At 57.8% G+C, this 21,489-nt stretch carries 16 protein-coding genes; 8 read left to right on the forward strand and 8 right to left on the reverse strand.

Features of this window, described 5'->3' with window-relative positions; translation table 11 throughout:
- On the reverse strand, positions 1-325 hold a 325-nt coding region (locus CF68_RS38210; protein WP_235205717.1), incomplete at its 3' end, for a hypothetical protein.
- 75 nt (positions 326-400) lie between these two features.
- A complete protein-coding gene (locus tag CF68_RS09665; protein WP_148271554.1) occupies positions 401-664 on the reverse strand; it encodes a hypothetical protein in 264 nt (87 codons plus the stop codon).
- Between the two features lie 218 nt (positions 665-882).
- Here CF68_RS09665 and CF68_RS09670 point away from each other — a divergent pair, with 218 nt between their 5' ends.
- Positions 883-1,671: an ElyC/SanA/YdcF family protein gene (locus tag CF68_RS09670; protein WP_035817984.1), complete on the forward strand. Its 789-nt coding sequence runs from the start codon at positions 883-885 to the stop codon at positions 1,669-1,671.
- Positions 1,672-1,956: 285 nt separating this feature from the next.
- Here the strand turns inward: CF68_RS09670 and CF68_RS38215 are convergent, their stop codons facing one another.
- A complete protein-coding gene (locus CF68_RS38215) occupies positions 1,957-2,214 on the reverse strand; it encodes a hypothetical protein (RefSeq protein WP_035817895.1) in 258 nt (85 codons plus the stop codon).
- Positions 2,215-2,500: 286 nt separating this feature from the next.
- Between CF68_RS38215 and CF68_RS09685 the strand changes: the two genes are divergently transcribed.
- Positions 2,501-5,143: an EAL domain-containing protein gene (locus tag CF68_RS09685; RefSeq protein ID WP_035817987.1), complete on the forward strand. Its 2,643-nt coding sequence runs from the start codon at positions 2,501-2,503 to the stop codon at positions 5,141-5,143.
- 102 nt (positions 5,144-5,245) lie between these two features.
- On the opposite strand, the gene CF68_RS09690 is transcribed toward CF68_RS09685, so the two are convergent.
- On the reverse strand, positions 5,246-5,479 hold the full coding sequence (locus CF68_RS09690; protein ID WP_235205718.1) for a DUF1484 family protein: 234 nt from the start codon (positions 5,477-5,479) through the stop codon (positions 5,246-5,248).
- A 174-nt stretch (positions 5,480-5,653) separates the two neighbouring features.
- Between CF68_RS09690 and dcm the strand changes: the two genes are divergently transcribed.
- The 6 genes from dcm (at position 5,654) to CF68_RS36160 (ending at position 12,495) form a co-directional block, all read left to right on the forward strand.
- A complete protein-coding gene (dcm, locus tag CF68_RS09695) occupies positions 5,654-7,012 on the forward strand; it encodes a DNA (cytosine-5-)-methyltransferase (protein WP_035817995.1) in 1,359 nt (452 codons plus the stop codon).
- A gap of 1 nt (position 7,013) precedes the next feature.
- Positions 7,014-7,481 carry a very short patch repair endonuclease gene (locus tag CF68_RS36145; RefSeq protein ID WP_084187148.1) on the forward strand — a complete coding sequence of 156 codons (468 nt, stop codon included), beginning with the start codon at positions 7,014-7,016 and terminating at the stop codon, positions 7,479-7,481.
- Positions 7,482-7,748: 267 nt separating this feature from the next.
- The gene (locus CF68_RS09700; RefSeq protein WP_051591473.1) at positions 7,749-9,425 is read left to right on the forward strand and encodes an ATP-binding protein; all 1,677 of its coding nucleotides are present in this window, start codon (positions 7,749-7,751) and stop codon (positions 9,423-9,425) included.
- Positions 9,422-10,246, forward strand: a complete 825-nt coding sequence (locus CF68_RS36150) for an HNH endonuclease (protein ID WP_084187150.1) — start codon at positions 9,422-9,424, stop codon at positions 10,244-10,246. Before CF68_RS09700 ends, CF68_RS36150 begins: the two co-directional genes overlap by 4 nt.
- Entirely contained in the window at positions 10,239-12,071 is a 1,833-nt protein-coding gene (locus tag CF68_RS36155) for a DEAD/DEAH box helicase (RefSeq protein WP_084187152.1), read from the forward strand. The genes CF68_RS36150 and CF68_RS36155 overlap by 8 nt, the downstream gene beginning before the upstream one ends.
- Positions 12,055-12,495, forward strand: coding sequence for an EcoRII N-terminal effector-binding domain-containing protein (locus CF68_RS36160; protein ID WP_084187154.1), 441 nt, complete (start codon positions 12,055-12,057; stop codon positions 12,493-12,495). Before CF68_RS36155 ends, CF68_RS36160 begins: the two co-directional genes overlap by 17 nt.
- A gap of 16 nt (positions 12,496-12,511) precedes the next feature.
- On the opposite strand, the gene CF68_RS09710 is transcribed toward CF68_RS36160, so the two are convergent.
- The 4 genes from CF68_RS09710 to dnaA form a co-directional block, all read right to left on the reverse strand.
- Positions 12,512-14,716 (reverse strand): AIPR family protein, encoded by a 2,205-nt coding sequence (locus CF68_RS09710; protein ID WP_200872545.1) that lies wholly within the window; start codon positions 14,714-14,716, stop codon positions 12,512-12,514.
- A 345-nt stretch (positions 14,717-15,061) separates the two neighbouring features.
- Positions 15,062-17,587, reverse strand: a complete 2,526-nt coding sequence (gyrB, locus tag CF68_RS09715; RefSeq protein ID WP_035817900.1) for a DNA topoisomerase (ATP-hydrolyzing) subunit B — start codon at positions 17,585-17,587, stop codon at positions 15,062-15,064.
- Positions 17,588-17,816: 229 nt separating this feature from the next.
- Positions 17,817-18,932, reverse strand: coding sequence for a DNA polymerase III subunit beta (dnaN, locus tag CF68_RS09720; protein WP_010811375.1), 1,116 nt, complete (start codon positions 18,930-18,932; stop codon positions 17,817-17,819).
- A 368-nt stretch (positions 18,933-19,300) separates the two neighbouring features.
- Positions 19,301-21,058, reverse strand: coding sequence for a chromosomal replication initiator protein DnaA (gene dnaA, locus CF68_RS09725; RefSeq protein ID WP_035817903.1), 1,758 nt, complete (start codon positions 21,056-21,058; stop codon positions 19,301-19,303).
- Between the last annotated feature and the right edge of the window lie 431 nt (positions 21,059-21,489).

The raw sequence follows: 21,489 nt of genomic DNA on the forward strand, positions 1-21,489 counted from the left end.
ACCTCAACACACAAGAAATCTGACAGGCTCGCGCAAGTCCTGCTGCAATCAGGTAGTGTCGCTGCGTCTGGTACGCCCAGAGATTTGCCACCGGCCCCTCTGCACCAAATGGATAGTGCTGGGGTGAATTCCATGCCTGCCAGGCATCAATCGCGATGATTGCCGTTACCGCTAGAAGCACGCCGCACGCCACCCACTTGATGCGCGAACGCGAGGTCAGAGTCCTTTGCATAGCCTTAGCTCTCACAGCAGACGTGCGGGCAACGGGGGTTGATTGAGATGCCTGCTTCATTGAAGAACCTTCCCTCCACTTCAGAAGCGACATGCCCACTCGCGGTGGAACGTACCTCTGGCCTCTCGATGTCCTTCTTGTTGATTCCGAGGTGTTCAAGTAAGCCTGTCATTGAACGCGCCGCGCTTCGGCAAGCTGGCGTGGAATACCGAGGATTTCGTTCTGACGCAGGTACATGTAGACGGTGTACCCGGCCGGAAAGGCCCGACGGGAATTGATGCGCCAGTCGGCAAGGCGCTTCACCTCCGCACCGGATAGCGTGGCTGAGCCGGGCTCGAATACAGCGCTGAACTCCAGGTAGGGCGGTCGGCATGCATTGGCCGACGTAGCTGTGAAAAACAGTACTCCGATCGCGATGAAATGCCTCATCATGGTCTCCAGTCCGACGCCACGCACAGCTCCGGCAAGTACCAAGATGTATCGAACTCTTGTGCGCGCGTCCCTGAGGCAATCCTTAAAGTTGCCCTTCTTCCGCACACGGACGCCGGTACAATTTGCGCCGCATGTTGCTGGTCGCCGCGCGAGGTCAGCACATGCATCGCTTCGCGTCACGGCGCTCTCCCAACGACTCAATGACTGCAATGCAGGAAATGAACACAAGCGCGCGCTGGCGCCGCATCGCCCTGGCGCTATTCGGCGCCGTCCTTCTCGCCGACGCCATCGCCTTAATGACCATAGGCCTGTTCAACTTCGGCATCGTCCTGCCAGGTTGCATCGGCGCGTCATTCCTGCTCCTTGCATGGCAGTGGCCCCTCGTAGCCCACTGGCGAGCAGCCAGCCACAGGCGCCAGCAACTATGGCAAGCAGCATGGATCGCGTTCGCCCTATGGCTGGCGACAGTGGCCGTCTTCTTCTACAACATCCACCACAACACCGAAGTCGCCATCCCAGGAAACTCCCCCGTAAAAGCCATCATCATCCTCGGCTCCGGCACACCAAACTGCGTCGCCTCGCCAACGCTGGTTGCGCGGCTGGATCAGGGCTTGAAGCACGCTCAGCAGTGGCCGCAGGCGAAGGTCGCGGTCAGTGGCGGGCAGGATTTCGGGCTGCGGTGCCGGGAAGCGGACATCATGGCTGAGTATCTGATCGCCCGCGGTGTCGCAGCAGACAGGGTCATCCGGGAAGGGCGCAGTACCAGCACGGAGGAGAACCTGATGTTCAGCCGGCACTTGCTTGAAGAGCAGGGCGTCGCCGCCACCGATCCCATTGTGGTGGTGACCAGCGATTTCCATGTACAGCGGGCGGTGCGGATTGCCCGGAAGGCAGGATTCGGGGAGGTCGCCGGAGCCGGGGCTGGAACACCACTCTACCTTCGGTATAACGCCTGGCTCCGTGAGTACTTCGCGGCTATTAGTGGATGGGTGTTGAGGGAGTATTGACTCCTGCGCAGCCCGGCCCTCAAGACAATGTGGCGAGCAACTTGTTGAAGTTGCGTTTTGCGCGATAGGTCTCGCGAATCTCCTCCAGCTCGCGGCTGAATTCCGCTCGCTCCCTCAGCTTTATCCGCAGACTGCCGATAGCGCGTACGATTTCAAGTGCTTCGTCATAGCGCGCGTTGCGTGCACCGCTATCTACAGCGACGGGCAGTAGCTGCTGATAGCCAGTTGACGATAGCAACGCAACCCGCTCTCGCCCAGAGGTTCTGCATACGCTGGCAGGACATCCTAGAAGGTGTCCCATCCTCCCTCTGCCTGCAGCCGGAAGAGTCGCTCCGCGAGCTTCATCGGATCGGGGCCGGTCTGTTTGCATGCGTCGAGATGGACAGACGCCAGCGCGAGGATGGCAGGCATCACCCCGCTGCCGGAATCGTCAATCTGCTCGAGACTTTTTTCCGCGCCGGCAATCGCCAGTTCCGACAGTTCGACCACTTGCGCCGCGTGCGGTCCAGCGAGCCTCTGGCGCAACACGTCTGCCAGCGACATCAGGCTATCGCCGTATGCACCCTGGCTCCGACAGCGGCGCCGAAATGTCTGTGGCGAAAATGCCTTAGCCCCCTTTTGGGGGGCGTCAATCAGGCCAGAATGGCACATAGTCGCCCACGTGCCCACGAGTCGAGCGGGGCATGATCACGACGTGCCGCTTTCGGCACACGCTGGCCCGGCTCCGCGCGGTGAGCACGGGACTGGAGTGCTGCTGCTTGTCGGGTTCGCTGACCTCGACTAGCCTGCTATCGATGTCGATTCTTCGCTGCGCTGCGATACCCATTTGATGCCAGAACGCTCGACCACCCGATATGGCAAGGCGCTGCAGCGCCTGCACCAGGTCTTTTCCCCGTTGAACCTGGCGGCGGCGGCGTGGCTGATTGCAACATGGGCGTTCGCGGCGTTTCAGCTCGTGAGCGAGCGGGACCGCTTGCTGCACGACGCCGCGGAGCGTACCCAGGCGCAGGCCCAGGCGTTCGGCGCGTACTCGAGATCCAGCATCCTGCGGCTGTCCGAGTTTCTCCTCGACCTGCGGGCCAGTTGGCTGGTCGGCCAGCCGGGATTCATCGACATGGTGCGTGAGCGGGAGAACTTGGTGGTGGACCTGTCGTTCCAGGTGTCGGTGATCGACAAGCATGGCCTGCTCATCTACTCGTCCATCGCCCCGCCCGCGCCCGGCCAGAAGGTCGACCTGAGCGGGCGCGAGCATTTCCGGGTCCATCAGAACGCGGGCGGGCGCGACATGCTGTTCATCAGCGACCCGGTGAAGGGCAAGGTCTCGCGCAAATGGTCGATCCAGTTCACGCGCCCCATCCTGCGCGCGGGCAGCTTCGACGGGGTCATCGTGGTCTCGGTCAGTCCGGAGCAGTTCGCCAGCTTTGCGCAGTCGTTCACAAACCGCGATGGCGAAGTGGCGTCGGTCATCAAGACTTCCGGCCAGGTCCTTGCGCGCGTGCCGGCCATGGAGGGCACGCTGGCCAGGGCGGTCAGCAACAGGCCGTACCTCGCCAGCGGGTCGCCCCAGTCTGGTAGTTATCGGGCGGTGTCGGGCTCCGAAGGCGTGGAGCGGGTCTTCGGCTATTACCGTTTGCCGGAGTTCGGGCTCAATTTCGTGGTGGGCGAGTCGGTCGGCCTGGTGCTGGCGCCCTACGAGGTCTATCGCCGCGTTGCCCTGGCCGGTGCCATTGCTTCCACGCTGCTGCTTGGCCTGTTGTACTACAGCCTGCGCCGCTCCATGGGGGAGCGACAGCGCCATATGGAGGAGATGCGGCTGGCTTCGCTGGTCTATTCGTCCAGCAGCGAGGCCATGGTGGTGACGTCGCTCGATGGCACCATCATCGACGTGAATCCGGCCTTTGCCGCCGCCACCGGCTATACAGCCAAGGAGGTCAAGGGCCGCCCGGGCTATATCGTCAGCGGGGCAGGCAATGTGGCAGGGCTGGTCGAGCGCCTGCGGGCCACCGTGGCAGCCAAGGGCAGATGGAGCGGCGAATTCTCGATCCGCCGCAAGGACGGCAGCGAGTTTCCCGCCTACCTGACCGTGGATACCTACCTGGCCCACGCGTATGGCGAGCGCCGCCGCGTTGCGCTGATCCATGACATGACCGAGAAACGCCAGGCGGAGGAAGTCATCCGGCACCAGGCGAATTTCGATGCGCTCACGGATCTGCCCAACCGCCGCCTGTTCTTCGACCGGCTGAGGCAGGAGATCGAGCGTTCGCGCGGCACGCAGGATGTGCTGGCGCTGCTGTTCATCGACCTGGATCGCTTCAAGGAGGTGAACGATACCCTCGGCCACGACCAGGGCGACCTGTTGCTGCTGGAGGCGGCGCGGCGTATTGCGGCATCGGTGCGCGCGTCGGATACCGTGGCGCGGCTGGCCGGCGACGAGTTCACCGTGATCCTGTCCGCTGTGGGCGATGCCGGCGTTGCCGGGGGCATTGCCGAGGCCATCCTGGAGCGGATTGCCGCGCCTTACCACCTGGCCGGCGAGCTGGTGGTGGTGTCGGCCAGCATCGGCGTGGCGACCTACCCCAAGGACGCCGACAACGCCGAGGACCTGCTGGTGTGCGCCGACCAAGCGATGTTTGCCGCCAAGGAGGAGGGCCGCAATCGCTGGAAGGTCTTCACCCAGGCGCTGCTGCAGGCGGAGAGGGAGCGCCTGCGCATCACGCAGGACCTGCGCACGGCGCTGGCGTCCGGCCAGTTCGCGCTGCACTACCAGCCCATTGTCGATCTGCGCACGGGCAAGGTCTGCAAGGCCGAGGCCCTGATCCGCTGGGACCATCCGGCGCGCGGGCCGATCCACCCGGCCGATTTCATTGCCGTTGCGGAGGAATCCGGCCTCATCATCGACATCGGCCGCTGGGTGCTGACCGAAGCGCTGGACCAGCTTGCGCGCTGGCAGGTGCTGCTGGGCAAGGGCTTCCAGATCTCGGTCAACAAATCACCAGTGGAGTTCTGCGCGCCTGCGAGCGGGCCCGAGTCCTGGTCCAGCATGATCGAGCGCAGGAACGTGCCGGTGGGCAGCCTCGTCATCGAGATCACCGAAGGCTCGCTGATGGAGCAGAACGCCGATGTCATGGACCAGCTCTCCCGCTTCCAGGCGGCCGGCATCGAGATCGCGCTCGACGACTTCGGCACTGGCTACTCGTCCTTGTCGTACCTGCGGCGCCTGGACATTGACTACATCAAGATCGACCAGTCCTTCGTCCGCTCGCTGACGCGGGGCCCGGACGACGTGGCCTTGTGCCGCGCCATCATCAGCATGGCGCATGCGCTGCGCATCCGCGTGATTGCCGAGGGCGTCGAGACCGAGTCGCAGCGCGACATCCTGGTGGCTGCCGGCTGCGACTACGGGCAAGGCCACTTCTTCTGTCCGCCGGTGGAGGCCAGCGCGTTCGAGGCCTACGTGAGCGCCGTGACTTGAATGCCACCGCACCAGAATGCGAGCGGCGCGAGACCAGTTGGCTCGCGCCGTTTGCTTTTCAGCGCTGCTCATCCGTTGGGCGGGTAAGCAGGCTCTCCCTCGTCAGACCAATGCCTGCAGGCGGTCAGCGGTGTCGACCAGCTGTTGCTTGAGCGGCAAAAGCAGGGCGTGGAGGCCGATGCCTTGGGGGATGGTGTCGCTCTGCAGCTCCAACAAAGTCAGGAAGGACTGAAGGCCGGCGCTGAGGCGCAGGATGTCGTCAGTGGCTTCGAGGATGTGGTCCTCGAGGGTGACGGCTTTGCTGCTTTGTCCGTTGTATATGACGCAGGCTGTCAAACCTGATCGTCGATATCCCGACGACAGCCAAATTGTGTGGGCTCTCGTTGCGCGCCGGTATAAGACGGATCTCATCTTGCATTGTGGGGACCACGATGCTCTAGATTGAGTTCACCGCTGGGACAATTGAGTGATATGATGCCACTCATCTATCCCCACAGTGCACCCGAGCCAATGGACACGCGCGAAGAAGAACTAGCTCTCATCCGAAAGCTCTTGGAAATCTACGACCAGAAGCAAATCGCTGACCACCTGAATGCCGAGCTGCCGAACAATCGCTGCCGAGAAACAATCAATCGATGGGTAAACGGGAAAGCTGACCCATCGCTCACCCTTGCAGAGTTCCGGGCGCTTGAGGCCCTCCTACCCAAGCCTCCGGCGCATCATCCAAACTACGAATTCGACTTTATAGACCTCTTTGCCGGAATCGGCGGAATCCGGCGTGGTTTCGAAGCTATTGGAGGACGCTGCGTCTTCACGAGCGAATGGAATGCCCCAGCTGTCCGTACCTATAAGGCCAACTACTACTCTGATCCGGACGCTCACACATTCAATGATGACATTCGCAAGGTCACACTGAGCGACCAGGAAGACGTGTCTGAAGACGAAGCCTATCGTCACATTGACGAAGTCATCCCCGCTCACGACGTCTTGCTCGCGGGCTTTCCGTGCCAACCTTTCTCCATTGCTGGTGTGTCAAAGAAGAACGCGCTTGGGCGGGCACACGGATTCGAATGTAAGACTCAGGGCACGTTGTTTTTTGATGTCGCCCGAATACTTGCGGCGAAGCGGCCTGCGTGCTTCCTTCTAGAGAATGTCAAGAACCTAAAGAGCCATGACGGGGGCCGGACGTTTAAGGTCATTACAGAGACCTTAGATGAACTCGGTTACTGGGTTGCTGATGTAGAGTGCACTGGCGCTGGTGATCCCAAGATCATTGACGGCCAGCACTTTGTCCCACAACACCGGGAGCGGATTGTCCTTGTCGGCTTTCGCAAGGACCTCGGTGTGCATGAAGGCTTCACATTACGCGATATCGCGAAGCTCTTTCCTCAGCGCAAGCCCAAGCTGGCGGACATCCTTGAGAAAAAGGTGGATGACAAGTACATCCTGACGCCAAAACTTTGGGAATACCTGTTCAACTACGCAATCACCCATAAGGCGAAAGGGAATGGATTCGGCTACGGCTTGGTAAGAGGTGATGATATAACGCGTACGCTTTCTGCGCGCTATTACAAGGACGGCTCTGAGATTTTGATTGATCGTGGATTCAACCCCAAGAGGGATTTTCATTCCCCCGCAAACTTGAAGAACCGCCCACGACGTCTTACCCCGAGGGAATGTGCCCGCCTCATGGGCTACGATGCGCCAGGGTTCAGGAACTTCCGCATCCCAGTTTCCGATACTCAGGCCTACAAGCAATTTGGCAACTCGGTGATCGTGCCCGTCTTCGCAGCCGTGGCTGAGCTTATGAAAACAAGAATTCTCGCCGCGAAGGCCCAAGCACTACATAGAGTCCCATTAGCAGCGTAGAGTGGCCGACGTTCATACCCCTGCCGTACGCTCAAAGAACATGCGAGCGATACGGCACAAAGATACAACGCCGGAACTTGCTGTTCGCAAGGGCCTGCATAGCGCAGGCTTCCGCTATCGGCTTCACCGGAAGGACTTGCCCGGCCGCCCTGACATCGTCTTACCCAAGTATCGGGCGGTAATTTTTATTCATGGCTGCTTCTGGCATGGCCACGGATGCCATCTTTTCAAAGTGCCGCAGACGCGACCCGAGTTTTGGATTGCAAAGATCAATGCCAACAAGGTTCGGGACATCAATGATGCAAGCATGTTGCGCGCTGCCGGTTGGCGTATCTTGACAATCTGGGAGTGCGCGCTAAAAGGAAAAAAGCGGCTTTCATTTGAAAACTTGCTTGAAGACATCCGCAGTTGGCTATTGTACGGCGGCGCTTCAGCTGTCATTGACTCGAATGGGTTAACCAGAAACTAAAACGCCCCATTGCAAGAGGGTCGATAGCTATACCAATCGCTGCACATCCCCGCTGGTTTCCACAACCGCTCGCTGCTGACACTCCAGCGGGCGGCGTCCCCAATCCCCTCAATCCCATCCCCCTCCAGTAGTGCTTCACATCGCGCGACTGTTACCGATACTATACGTAAAGTAGCTCGCCGGTACTGGCGTTGGCTCAGAGGCCCCTCATACCCCTCCAGCGGAGGCAGAGGACTCGCACGTCATAAACTAAACGGGATGGACGGTATGACAGTGAATTTAGCCGCTCGGGAAAATGATGCCCACAATGATCTTGTGAATGAGCCAGATGCTCCGCGCCTTATTTTCGGGCTGCGCGATACCGGATACAACGTCAAAACGGCTGCGGCAGATATCATTGATAACTCCATTGCAGCTCATGCGGATAGGATCAATGTTGAAATCATTTTGCGCGATGACGGGCGCAAGGTGGTCTACTTTGGTGACAACGGCGTAGGTATGGACGCAAAGGGGATCCATAGTGCGATGCGCTATGGAGCGCCAGAGCGTGAAAACCCGGAAAGCCTTGGTAAGTTTGGCCTCGGCCTCAAGACTGCATCAAGCTCTGTATGCCTGAGATTTACCCTCATTTCTCGGAAAAGCGCCGATCAAACGCTGGCGAAGCTTACGTGGGATCTGGATTACGTTGCGAAACGGGAGAAGTGGGAGATGCTTCGGGAACCCATCACGACCGATGAACAGGGGATGTTTGAGGAGCTATGCGGCGAGCACGGTACGCTTGTAATCTGGGAGAAGTGCGATCGCATCCTGAGCAAAGATTATGAAGCCGGGGGAATGAAGGAAAAACAAGCAATCAATAGATTGGCCGAAAGCCTCGTAAAACATCTTTCGCTCGTTTACCATCGTTTTCTCGATAAACACGACAATCGCGAGCGCAACATAGATATCACCGTCAATCAGACACCAGTAGCTCCTTGGAACCCATTCTATCCCGAGCGATCTGAACAGGTGCTCACCGAAAAAAAGCAAGCACTTGTCGTCGAACTTCCGGATGGTAATGAGGAGATTGCCCACATCAAAGCATGGATTCTTCCTCATCGTAGCGATATGACCAGAGAGGAAGAAAAGCTATATGCTCGCATATCCAATCGGGCTCAAGGTTTCTATGTCTATCGGGAAGGCCGACTCATCCAGGATGGCAGCTGGATGGATGTTTTCGGTGCACCGGAACCTCATACATCGTTGTTGCGCATTGAATTCGATTTTGGACACAAACTCGATGATGCCTTCCGTATCGATGTAAAGAAATCACGAATTCTTTTTCATCCAGATTTAGAAGATGGGCTTCGTGTTCTCCTTCAGCCTATCTACCGTGAGGCGGGACGCCGATATCGCAGGCAGAACCGCGAGCAGGCGAATAATCGAGGAATCGATCATACTAGCGCTAATAAGAATATTGCGGAGACAAACAACGCAAGCAAACCCCAGGTGAGTTCTGTCGATCCGACATCCCAGTCTGCGATTGTCTCGAATAATTTGGGTCCGAAGATCAAGCTCCGGCTTACAGTACAAAGCAACGTAAGTGAAGAGACAATTTACGTAGACGCTGTGGAAAGCATTACGACCGGAGAGCTTTGGCAGCCAGCATTTCGTAGTGCAGGGGACAGCGGCCACGTACCTGCCGTTCTTCTCAATAAGCATCACGATTTTTACCAGAAGATCTATCAACGCGCTGCCGCAAATGGCTTCGCTGTTGAGGGGATGGATCTGCTTTTGTGGGCATTTGCGGTTGCCGAACAGAACAATACCAACGAGGAGCTTGAGCCCATATTTGAAGACATTCGCAACGAGATCTCGAACAATCTACGCAAGCTCCTACGCAACGTGCCCGACCCGAGTCCGGACGAGCTCGAGAGCGGCGACGATGAAGAAGAGTCGAAATGATCGCCAGCAAGAGAGCGCTCATCGTACGAGAGCTCGAAGATGGCACCGGCGCTGCGATTTGCGCCGCCATCGATCGGCAGGGCTTGCGCGCTGGCCTGAGGATCTGGTTCTGTGACCTAGATGAGAAGCACGGGCCCGTAGCCGAACTACGCCCTTACGGTTTAAAGGGGCATCGGGTTGAGCTGACCTTTGGGAATTTCTCAGGCCAAGTGCTTAGTCAAATTCGTCGAGCCTCCGTGGAGGATGTTCAGCTTGCCCGCGCTTTGGTGTCGTCGATCCGCCCGTCGATTGATATCGAAGTGGACAGCCAACAACTTTCGGATTGGACCGTCATGGATGGCAATTTCCGGATGACGGCGACAATCCGGGATCAGACAAGGCCCCATGACGATGCATCGATCATCGCGACATGTAGAGATGCAATTGTTCCCGTGATGGCGGCGATGGCGGAGCTGATAGGCTATGACATTATCGAGCCTGAACTGAACGCCGAAGAGCCGGCGTATGAGGGGGCAGTACTTCAATCGATAGTCAAGCGAAGAGAACGAAATCCACGTAATAGGCTACTGTGTGTTCGCCTTCATGGGGAAAAATGTGCGGCCTGCGGAATGGAGCCGAGAGCTCTATATGGGGAAGCCGGGGCAATTATTGAAGTACATCATTTGGAACCGCTTGCTCATCTCGCAGCCCCCAAGCCATATGATCCGCGTACCGATTTAGTGCCGCTCTGTCCCAGCTGTCACCGCGCAGTGCATACAAGACGCCCTGCTCCTTTTGCAATCGAGGACTTGAAGGTGCTGATGGAGAAGTGTCGTGACTGATCTGGCGAGACTGCCTGAAGCCTTCGAGGAACTACGTAAGACGCCGCCCCTCGGCTATGCGCTGTCTGAAAGGCTTGTGGATCCCTGTATCTGCATTGACAAAGAGGACCATCGAATTACCGCGCATCTCGCTGGCGTGAGAATGATTAGGGGATCGAAGGTAGTCAATCCCTCCCCAAGTAATCTACATTGCTGGGTGGTTGACGGTACTACCATCCGCCCTTTACCAAAGGACGCGGCGGCTCTGTTTGCCGATCTTCTTTCCGATTGTGATCCCGAGGACTTAACCTACAGTAAGGCCCTTGAGCTAACACGGAGCGAGAGTACCGGTTTCAGAATCGAACTAAGCGATAGCTTTCGCCGCGCAGGCCGAATTGAGGCCGATACGTTGGAAGGAACTATTGAGGTTCCGGGACTCAATGCCACGCTATATGCCTACCAAGCACGCGGCGTGCGCTGGATGCAGGACACAGTACGCCACACTGGTGGGTTGATCCTAGCAGACGAGATGGGCCTGGGAAAGACGCTGCAGATTATTGCGCTATTGCTACTAGAACCACCGCTGTTCACTTCGCCCGCTCTCATCGTATGTCCAACCAGCTTGATTGCAAATTGGGTACGCGAATTGGAGCGATTTTCGCCAAGCTTAGCCGTTCTCGTTCATAGAGGCAATAGTCGGGCTGGCGTCTACCGCCAGCTCCAGCGGTCCCACGTCGTCATCACGACATATGACACGATGGTAAATGACATCTCGATCTTCTCCTCGTTCGAGTGGTCTTGGGTAATCTGTGACGAAGCACAGGCGATCAAAAACCCCGACTCAGGCCGACGCAAAGCCATTGCGACGATTCCGCGACGTCGAACCATACCAATGACCGGGACGCCCGTCGAAAATACTCTCCTGGACCTATGGTCCTTGGCCGACTTCGCCATCCCCGGGGTTCTCGGATCTCGCTCGCAGTTTGAAGCAAACTATCCGGATAGCCTGGATTCAGCTCAATTGATTGGCCAGCTTACCGATCCCATTGTTCTGAAGAGACGAGTCATTGAGGTCGCGAATGACCTACCGGATCGTCTGAATATCGACGTCGTGCTTGAATTAGATGATGAGTTGGCCGAATACTATTTAAGAGTCCGGGAAGCAACGTTGGCAAAGTATCCGGTTGCAGGTGCCCTGGTGGCCACCCTCCAACTGCAGCTCGTGTGCGCCCATCCATGGCTTAGCACTGCCCAAGATGACCAGGAGTGCGCTGAGGCAGAAGTAAATAGAACTCTTGTTCCATCTCGTCTCTTTACCCCGAAGATAGAGCGAACAGTAGAGCTTCTCAAGGAATCGTTCTTATACGAGAAAAAAGTCATCGTATTTTCGCTCTTCAACCGTGTTGGTGATTTAATTAAAGAGGCCGCTGGGAATTCCAATAACATCTACTGGGGAGCGATTAACGGATCCACACCCCAGGTCGATCGGCAAGCAATAATTGACCAGTTCTCCGGGCACAAAGGGCCGGCCTGCCTCATACTGAACCCCAAAGCCGCTGGCGCTGGGCTGAATATTACTGCCGCGACGGTCGTCATTCATTTTACGCCCGTTTGGAATCCTGCACTTGAGTCACAAGCGAGCGCCAGAGCGCATAGACGCGGTCAGACTCAGCCCGTTTCAGTATATAGATTATTTTATAAAGACACAGTCGAGGAGGTCATGATCGAACGCTCCTTATGGAAGAGCGAATTGGCTAATGAGAGCACACCTGTTTCCTCAAGAGACGAATCAGACCTTAGACGAGCACTAGAAATCAAACCAAAAAAAAATGAAGAAGACATTTAGCAAGACCCTCAGCGCCAATGATGTTGGAGCTACCGGCACACACCAGGCCGGCATTCTAGTACCTAAGTCACAGAAAGAACTACTTGAATTCCTTCCACCTCTGGATGCAAATATAAAGAATCCTGATGCGTGGATTGAGTGTCAAGACGAAGATGGCACGGTGCGTCGATTTAGGTTCGTCTACTACAACAACAAGCTTCACGATGATAATGGAACCCGCAATGAGTATCGCATTACTTACATGACCAGCTATTTTCGAGATATCGGTGCACGCGAAGGCGAGGTGTTCGAAATTTCTCAAAAAGAGGGTGACCCGCAATACACTATCCGTGTAACGCGCCCTCAAGAAGCATCATCAGATCCCCTAGGGAAAGATGACGCACTTCGAATTAAACTCTCGTCAGTTTGGCGACGTGTTCATTGATTGATGAGGCGGTGCATTAGTGATGTCGGTTCCATGAGCCTATCTTGACTCTCACCGCCTCGTTTTCATCGCTATAACCCAGAGATCTTGCCTTCTGCAGGATTTCTATAGCAGCGATACATTGCCTCTCGCTAGGCAGGCGCATAGGCACCATTGCGCAGGCCTTCAGGATTCCGTCCTCTCTAACACTTAAATTCCCCGTTTCCGCGCCCCAAGCTCGCAGGCGAGACCAATACTCGGCTCCGTCCGTTACCACCTTTGTCTGTGCTTCGATGCCAGAGAGCTCAGCTTCGGCGCGTCGTCCCTCACGCTGGACCTGCTTCGCCTCTTCGGGCGCAATCAAACAGTCCCTGAGCGAGGGGCCATAGTCAATTTTATGCTGGCGAAGGTTCTCCCAGCACGCCTGCTTCTTTGCCCATTCAGTAATATTTTTAATACCTAAGATTGGGGTCATCAGCACCTGTGCAGCCTTCTCCGCACTCATCAGAAGAGCTCCGCCAAGACTGTCGATTACTTGCTGGCCTCTCCAGACGGTGTCCAGATCTATCAACATCTTCATCTCTTCGGCATCAGCGACCAATTTGGAGATCGCATACGTTACGATATTCGCACGGTAACCACCAGGATACCAAGGTTGTTTCGGAACTGTCTTTTCGAGATAGCGAAATATCAAAACTTTTGAAATCAGCCGGCGATACCAAGTTTCATCAAACTGACCGTCATTCTTTGGCCATGTCGAGCCGATGTATTTTGAGAACTCGCCAAAATTCTTCTGTGCCCCCTTGCTTACCGTGTCAGGCTTGCAAAGAAAGGAGAATTCAATCTTCGCTAGATCGGTCTTTGTGAACAGCTGCGCCTTGGGAAACTCAATGTCGAAACGACGGCGCTCGGTAATTGATCTCTTCGCCCGCTCGACCAGATACTGGCCACGTGCTCGCTCATAGAACCATTTGGTCTCGCGATTCGTTCCTTCCACGGCTGGGGCAAGCACCCGGCGTGAGTATTCTTCCACTCGAATATGAAACGGATGATTTGAGAAGAAGTCTGCAACACTCACTTTATTTTGACTATTCGCGTACTCAGCGATCCTAGGGACCACCTGGCTTGACCGTTCAGTGGGCACCACCGTGAGCTTCATCTGTACGCGCACATCGCTGAGACTGGCAGCTGACACGCGCCTAGCGGCATGTAGAGAAGCAGTAGTTTGCCCGCCATTTACAATCTGCAGATTCTTGGCAGAAAGAATTGCGAGCCCATTTGGACCAGCTTCCGTTTCAACGCTATCCGCGGTCGCTGCGATCCCGTTGTTGTAGGAAAAAAACATCGCAGGATCATTGACAATGGTGTCGCGAATACCTTGGTTTACCTTGCCACGCGCTTGCAGAAAGCTTCTGATATTTGACTCGAGTATCCTGCTCCCCCATTTATCATAAATATTCGCGAGCTGCGTTCCCGGGATTACCATGAGGTAGCTTTCCAGATCGTTACCGTTCTTGGATGCATGAATCGCTGGAACAGATCCTCCATAGTCGCGCTGGAAATTAATTTCTAGATCCTCTCGCATTTGACCAGCCGATTCATATCGATGAAATCGAGAAAGGTCCCAAATGTTGTAGGTAGTGGGAATACCAGCGATCGTCCCTGCATGAGCAGCGTCGGTGCGCGCACTATAAATCGCGTTGGTGATGAGAATAAGCTTTATTTTAACAATTGCATCCCATGCCTCAGCGATGATCTCCGCCAGTCCGGAGGCAGGACTACCAGCCGCTAAGTTCGCGCGCAAAGCAGCACTTTTAGCGTACGAAAGGAAATTCACAAGATATCCAAACAAGCGCCTAGCATCCTGTGCATTGACGGTTGTGGGATCCGGACTCGAATGAAAATCACAGACGATGATGCTCAAGATGCCATCAGCATCCCGAGGATCCCCACCACTCCCATCAATACGAACGGTTTTATTCCCCATTGAGTCGTAAAACGCTGCACGTTCTGCAACCTCTAACTCGCCGACCGCCTCCAGTCGCTCAGTCATGCTATCGAAGAAGATCTCATCTCTGCTGAGACCGGTTTCGAGCGCCTCGCTAATTACATTGTCTTTCAGTTCGCGATTGAATTCTGCGTACATGCTTCGCGATTGGTCCGCTTCCTGTGGGGCGGTTGCCGCCGAACCGTCCGCCCCGTTTACGACGGCCTCGTCTACGTTTCCCCGGTTGCGTGGCATTCCCTCTCCTTGAGCCCCAAGTTTGGTTTGGACTGATAAAAAATGCTATTTGGATACCAATGAATGTGTCTGGAGCTATTAGCAGCGCTGAGCATATTGCATTCGCCTCAGCCTATCACATTTATGTAGCTTCATCATTTGCTAGATACCCGCCGCTCGGACTCGCAGTAGCCACCATGAACACCTTCCCCGACGCCAACCACGGTACTACAAAAGCTTCCTAGTTCTATGCAATGATTGACCGGAAAATAAAAACCCGACCAAAGTTGGTCGGGTTTTGGGACTAGCCTGACTGGAAACCGCAAGGCTTTAAAATACTAACCCTATCGGCTTTTTCCTGGAAAATCAGACATCAATATTCCGCGCCACGAGTGCGTTGGATTCAATAAAGTTCCGCCGCGGCTCTACCTCATCCCCCATCAGCGTAGTGAAGATCTGATCCGCCGCAATAGCATCCTCAATCTGCACCTTAAGCAGACGTCGTTGCGTCACGTCGAGCGTGGTTTCGAAGAGCTGCTCAGGATTCATCTCACCCAGCCCCTTATACCGCTGACGAGAAACCCCACGCTCAGCCTCAGCCAGCAGCCATTGCATGGCCCCGTGGAAGTCGTTGACAGTTTGATCGCGCAACTTTTCGCCTTCGCCACGCTGCACCTTGGTGCCTTCCGGAGTCAGCCCCTGGAAAGTCTTGGCAGCATTGGACAGGGCTGCGTAATCAGCCCCATGAACAAAATCCGCATCCAGATGCGACAGCCGCACGTTTCCATGATGACGACGCGCAATCATCAGCCGATGCTTGTCAGTCTTCTCATCAAACTGCGCATAGACGTCGGCAGTGCCGTCATCATTGACGGCAGCACCAATCAACGTCTTGGCATGCATCTCAGCCAGCTTAGCCTTCAGCGCCACGGCAGACGCCTCAGCGGCAGCAGCGCTATCGAGATCCAGCGCCACCCCATCAGCAATCGCGCGCAGGGCATCGGTATCTACCACACGTGACAGGCGAGAGATCACGCCTTCAGTCAGCTGATACTGCCGCGCCAACTCAGTCAGCGCATCCCCATTGATCTCCGTACCATCCGGCCGGACCAGCACAGCCTTCTCCATCGCCAGCTTCAGCAGGTAGGCATTGAGCTCGACATCATCCTTGATATACCGCTCTTCCTTGCCGTGCTTGATCTTGTACAGCGGCGGCTGCGCAATATAGACATAGCCGCGCTCGATGATGTCGGGCATCTGGCGGTAGAAGAACGTCAGTAGCAGGGTGCGGATGTGCGAGCCGTCCACGTCAGCATCGGTCATGATGATGATGCGGTGGTAGCGCAGCTTGTCCAGGTTGTAGTCGTCCTTGCCAATGCCGGTGCCCAGTGCGGTGATCAGGGTCAGCACTTCCTGGCTGGACAGCATCTTGTCGAAGCGTGCGCGCTCTACGTTCAGGATCTTGCCCTTCAGCGGCAGGATGGCCTGGAACTTACGGTCGCGGCCTTGCTTGGCGGAGCCGCCTGCGGAGTCGCCCTCCACCAGGAAGAGTTCTGACAGGGCGGGGTCTTTTTCCTGGCAGTCGGCCAGCTTGCCGGGCAGGCCCATGCCGTCCATCAGGCCCTTGCGGCGGGTCATTTCGCGAGCCTTGCGGGCGGCTTCGCGGGCGCGGGCGGCGTCTACGATCTTGCTGCAGATGATCTTGGCGTCGCCCGGGGTTTCCAGCAGGAAGTCGCTCAGGGCCTTGCCGACGAGTTCTTCCACGGGCAGGCGCACTTCGGAAGAGACCAGCTTGTCCTTGGTCTGCGAGCTGAACTTGGGCTCGGGCACCTTGACGGAGAGCACGCAGGACAGGCCCTCGCGCATGTCGTCGCCGGTGGTTTCCACCTTGGCTTTCTTGGCGACTTCGTTCTCTTCGATGTACTTGTTGATGACGCGGGTCATCGCGGCGCGCAGGCCGGTCAGGTGGGTGCCGCCATCGCGCTGCGGGATGTTGTTGGTGAAGCAGAGCACCTGCTCGTTGTAGCCGTCGTTCCACTGCATGGCCACTTCCACGGCGATACCGTCTTTTTCAGTATTCGCGTAGAAGATGGTGGGGTGCAGCACGCTCTTGGAGCGGTTGATGTACTCGACAAAACCCTTTACGCCGCCGGAGAAGGCAAAGTCTTCTTCCTTGCCGGTGCGCTGGTCGACCAGCTTGATGTGCACGCCGTTGTTCAGGAACGAGAGCTCGCGGATGCGCTTGGAGAGGATCTCGTAGTGGAACTCGACGTTGGTGAAGATCTCTTCGTCGGCCAGGAAGTGGACTTCGGTGCCGCGCTTGTCGGTGGCGCCGATGATCTTCATCGGGGAGACTTCAACGGGCTGGCCGTCGGGGCCGGTCACGGTCTCGACGATGCGGTTCTGCACGTCGCCCTTGGCGAATTCGATCAGGTGGACCTGGCCGTCGCGGCGCACGGTCAGGCGCAGCCACTTGGACAGGGCGTTCACGCAGGACACGCCCACGCCGTGCAGGCCGCCGGAGACCTTGTAGCTGTTCTGGTTGAACTTGCCGCCGGCGTGCAGCTCGGTCATGGCGATTTCGGCCGCGCTGCGCTTGGGTTCGTGCTTGTCGTCGAACTTGACCAGGGGCGGGATGCCGCGGCCGTTGTCGACGATGGAGATCGAGTTGTCGCTGTGGATGGTGACCTGGATCTCGGTGCAGTAGCCGGCCAGCGCTTCGTCGATGGAGTTGTCCAGCACCTCGAAGACAAGGTGGTGCAGGCCGGTGCCGTCGGAGGTATCACCGATATACATGCCCGGGCGCTTGCGTACCGCCTCCAGGCCTTCCAGAATCTGGATCGAAGAGGCTCCGTAGGTGTTTTCCTGCTGCGGGTTCTGCTGTTCGGTCATGTCTTTCTACTCACGGCAATGGCGGAATTCGGGCCGGGCCGGCATAGCGGCGGGGCGCGAAAGGGTCCGCATGGCGGGTTACTAAAAACGGCAAAAGGGGCGGATCGTCGTTTCGATCCTGCCCCCGCTGCGGGATGGTCATCCCCAGGACGTCCCGGCCTGGGCCAGGTGTCGTTGCGTGCCGTTTGCTGCTCCGGTTCTTGTCTGGTCTGGTCCTGTTACCGGATCATCAGATGCGCATCGGCATGACGACGTACTTGAAGTTGTCGTCTTCCGGCACGGTAATCAGCGCACTCGAATTCGAGTCGCCGAGGCTGACCTGCACCTGCTCGCTCTTCAGGTTGGCAAGCACGTCAAGCAGGTAGGTCACGTTGAAGCCGATATCGAGCGCGTCGCCCGAGTAATCGAGTTCCAGCTCTTCCTGCGCCTCTTCCTGGTCGGCGTTGGTGGAGCTGATCTTGAGCATGTGCGTGTCGAGGATGCAGCGCACGCCCTTGAATTTGTCGGTCGTCAGGATCGCGGTGCGTTGCAGCGCCTGCTGCAGCCGCACGCGGTCGATGGCGAAGGCGTTCTTGTAGCCCTTGGGAATCACGCGCTGGAAGTCGGGGAACTTGCCTTCAACCAGCTTGGAGATCAGTTCGATATTGGCGAACGTGAACTTGACTTGGTTGGCGGCCAGCTGCACCTGCACCGGATCGTCGTTGTCTTCCAGCAGGCGCTGCAGTTCCAGGATGGTCTTGCGCGGGATGATGACTTCCTGGCGCGCGCCCACGCCGACGGCTTCGGTTTCCAGCTCAACTCCGCAGTAGGCCAGGCGGTGGCCATCGGTGGCGACTGCCATGACCTTCTTGCCTTCGACCACCAGCAGCATGCCGTTCAGGTAGTAGCGGATGTCCTGCTGCGCCATGGCGAAGTGGACCATTGCCAGCAGGTGCTTGAAGGTCTTCTGCGGCAGGCTGACGCTGGCGTTGAATTCGCTGGCTTCGGCAACGGTCGGGAATTCCTCTGCGGCCAGCGTCTGCAGTGCGAAGCGGCTCTTGCCGGATTGCACGGTCATGCGCTTGTCGTTGAGCGACAGGGCCACGTCGCCGTCAGGCATGGCGCGCAGGATGTCCAGCAGCTTGCGCGCGGCCACGGTGGTGGCAACGCTGTCGCTGCCAACGCCGCATTCGGCGTGCGTGGTGATCTGGATCTCGATGTCGGTCGAGAGGAAGGAAACGTTGGACCCGGACTTGCGAATCAGCAGATTGGCCAGGATCGGGAGGGTGTGGCGGCGCTCCACGATGCCGCTCACGATTTGCAGCGGACGCAGCAGGTTGTCTCGCGAGGTTTTGACCAATTGCATTGAATTTATCCTTCGTCGTTTGTAATCGGCGACCGCAGAACGCAAACAACTCCAAATTCACTTAGGAATCAAGGAGTTAATGTGCCATTGTACCAAGGATAAGCCGCTGCGGTGAAGCGGGGCGGGACCGGCCGGCGGGCCAGCTGTGCACAAAAAGCCACGCTGGCGCAAACCGCACTTGCCATCCCGTCCCGACTCACCGCAAAGCCTTATCAGTGGCCATTTTCCGGACACTTGCCCCGGCGACGCTGACGTTAATTCCCCAGGCGCCACGGGATGTCCGTGGCGCGCACCCTACAGTATGCCAGCCCCGAGGGGCCGACCCTTCAAAACGCCTTCCCGGGGGTACCCCGGGCATCGGCCATGCATCAGCCCTTGAGCGTTTGCTCCAGCACGTGCAGCTCGTGGTTCAGCTGCGCGTCCTTGCTGCGTTCGTCGGCGATCTTGCGCACGGCGTGCAGCACGGTGGTGTGGTCGCGGCCGCCAAAGAGCTCGCCGATTTCGGGCAGGCTCTTCTGCGTCAGCTCCTTGGCCAGGTACATCGCAATCTGGCGCGGCCGTGCAATATTGGCAGGCCGCTTTTTCGAGTACATGTCAGCGACCTTGATGTTGTAGAAATCCGCGCAGGTCTTCTGGATGTTCTCCACGGAGATCTGGCGGTTCTGCACGGTCAGCAGATCCTTGAGCGCTTCGCGCGTCACCTCGATGGTGATGTCCTTGCCGTGGAAGTTGCTGAACGCCAGGATCTTGCGCAACGCGCCTTCCAGCTCACGCACGTTTGAGCGCAGGTGCTTGGCGACGAAGAAGGCAACCTCTTCGGGCACGTTGACGCTTTCCGCGGCGGCCTTCTTCATCAGGATGGCCACGCGCATTTCCAGCTCGGGCGGCTCGATGGCCACGGTCAGGCCCGAGTCAAAGCGCGAGATCAGGCGGTCGTCAATGCCGCTGATTTCCTTGGGGTAGGTATCGCTGGTGATGATCACCTGCGCCCGGTTGGCAATCAGGGCCTCGAAGGCATAGAAGAACTCTTCCTGCGTGCGGTTCTTGCCGGAGAAGAACTGGATATCGTCGATCAGCAGCAGGTCCAGCGAGTGGTAGTAGCGTTTGAACTCGTCGAACGCCTTGCGCTGGTACGCCTTGACCACGTCAGAGACGTACTGCTCGGCGTGGATGTAGCGGATGCGCGCGCGCGGGTTCTCCAGCAGCATGTAGTTGCCGATGGCGTGGATCAGGTGAGTCTTGCCCAGGCCCACGCCGCCATAGAGATACAGCGGGTTGTACGACTTGCCCGGGTTGTTGGCCACCTGGATGGCCGCGGCACGAGCCAGCTGGTTGGCTTTACCAGTGACGAAGTTGTCAAAGGTCAGGATCGGGTTCAGGCGCGAGCGCTCGTGCACCGTGTCGCTGGGCTGGTGGCCGGGCATCGGCGTGGCGCCGCCCATCTGCTGGTGGGGCTGATGGGACGGGTGCGGCTGCTGGGGTTGCTGCGGCTGCACGCGGTAGGAGCGGGCGCTGGCCTCGGCGGGGTCCATGTGGACCACGTCGATCTCGCCCATGTCGGCGCCGTGCTGCGGGTGATGCTGGCCGGGGTGCTGGCCGCCCATGCCTGGGGCCTGCGCACGCGCGCCGGCCGGGACCGGGGCTGCGGAGGGCATGCCGACCGTATTGCCGTACTGCGGCTGGCCCATGCCGTACGCGGCTGGGGTGGGGTACTCGCCATAGCCAGGCTGGCCGGGCATGGCAAACGGGGCCTGGCCGCCCATCGGCTGGGCGCCGGGATAGCCGGCCATGCCCGTACCCGGTGCTGCGTGGCCGTCCATGCCGCCCGGGCCCATGCCGGGCTGGGCCGGCTGCATATAGGCAGCGGCACGGCCCGACGCGGCGGGATCCAGCACGAACTGGACGCTGACCTGCGCTTCCCAGTACTCGCAGGCAAGTGCGGTGATGCGCCCCGAAAACTGGCTCTTGACCCAGTCCAGCTTGAAACGGTTGGGCGCGGCAATGCGCAGCGCGTGCGTTTCTTCATCGAACGCAACGGGCGCCAGCGGCTTGATCCACGTTTTGAACTGTTGCGGCGTCAGCTCGCGCTCTAATTGCGCTGCTGCCGCCTGCCAGAAATCTTGCATTGTTTGTTTTTTGGTAATCGTACCCGGCCGCAATTAAGCGGTTCCCCCGGCACGCCACAAGCAGCATCTACGCCGCGCGATCCGGGCCATCCTTACCGTATTAGGAATCAGTTCCGTTCGGTGAGACCTCCGCAGCATGCCAATGCAGCCGCCAGCGAACCTTCAGGTTCGCTGCACTGGCGTGCGTTCAGTCATGCGTTGCCGCGGTGGGAGCCCGGGTTGCGCCTGCGCCACGCAGCCCGTGTTGTGTTTGGACCCGGATTGTACCCCCGCCCCTGAGTTATCCACAAAGGATAAGTCTGTGGACAACTTGTGCAAATGCAGTGGATTTGTGTGCACAACCCTTGCTGTGATGCGGCTTTCCGGGGTGCGGAAACGGGCAAAATCTCAGGCAAAACAGGGACTTCGCCTGTGGATGACTGCGATAGAGG

The sequence above is a fragment of the Cupriavidus sp. SK-4 genome (assembly GCF_000611125.1).
GTDB lineage: Bacteria > Pseudomonadota > Gammaproteobacteria > Burkholderiales > Burkholderiaceae > Cupriavidus > Cupriavidus necator.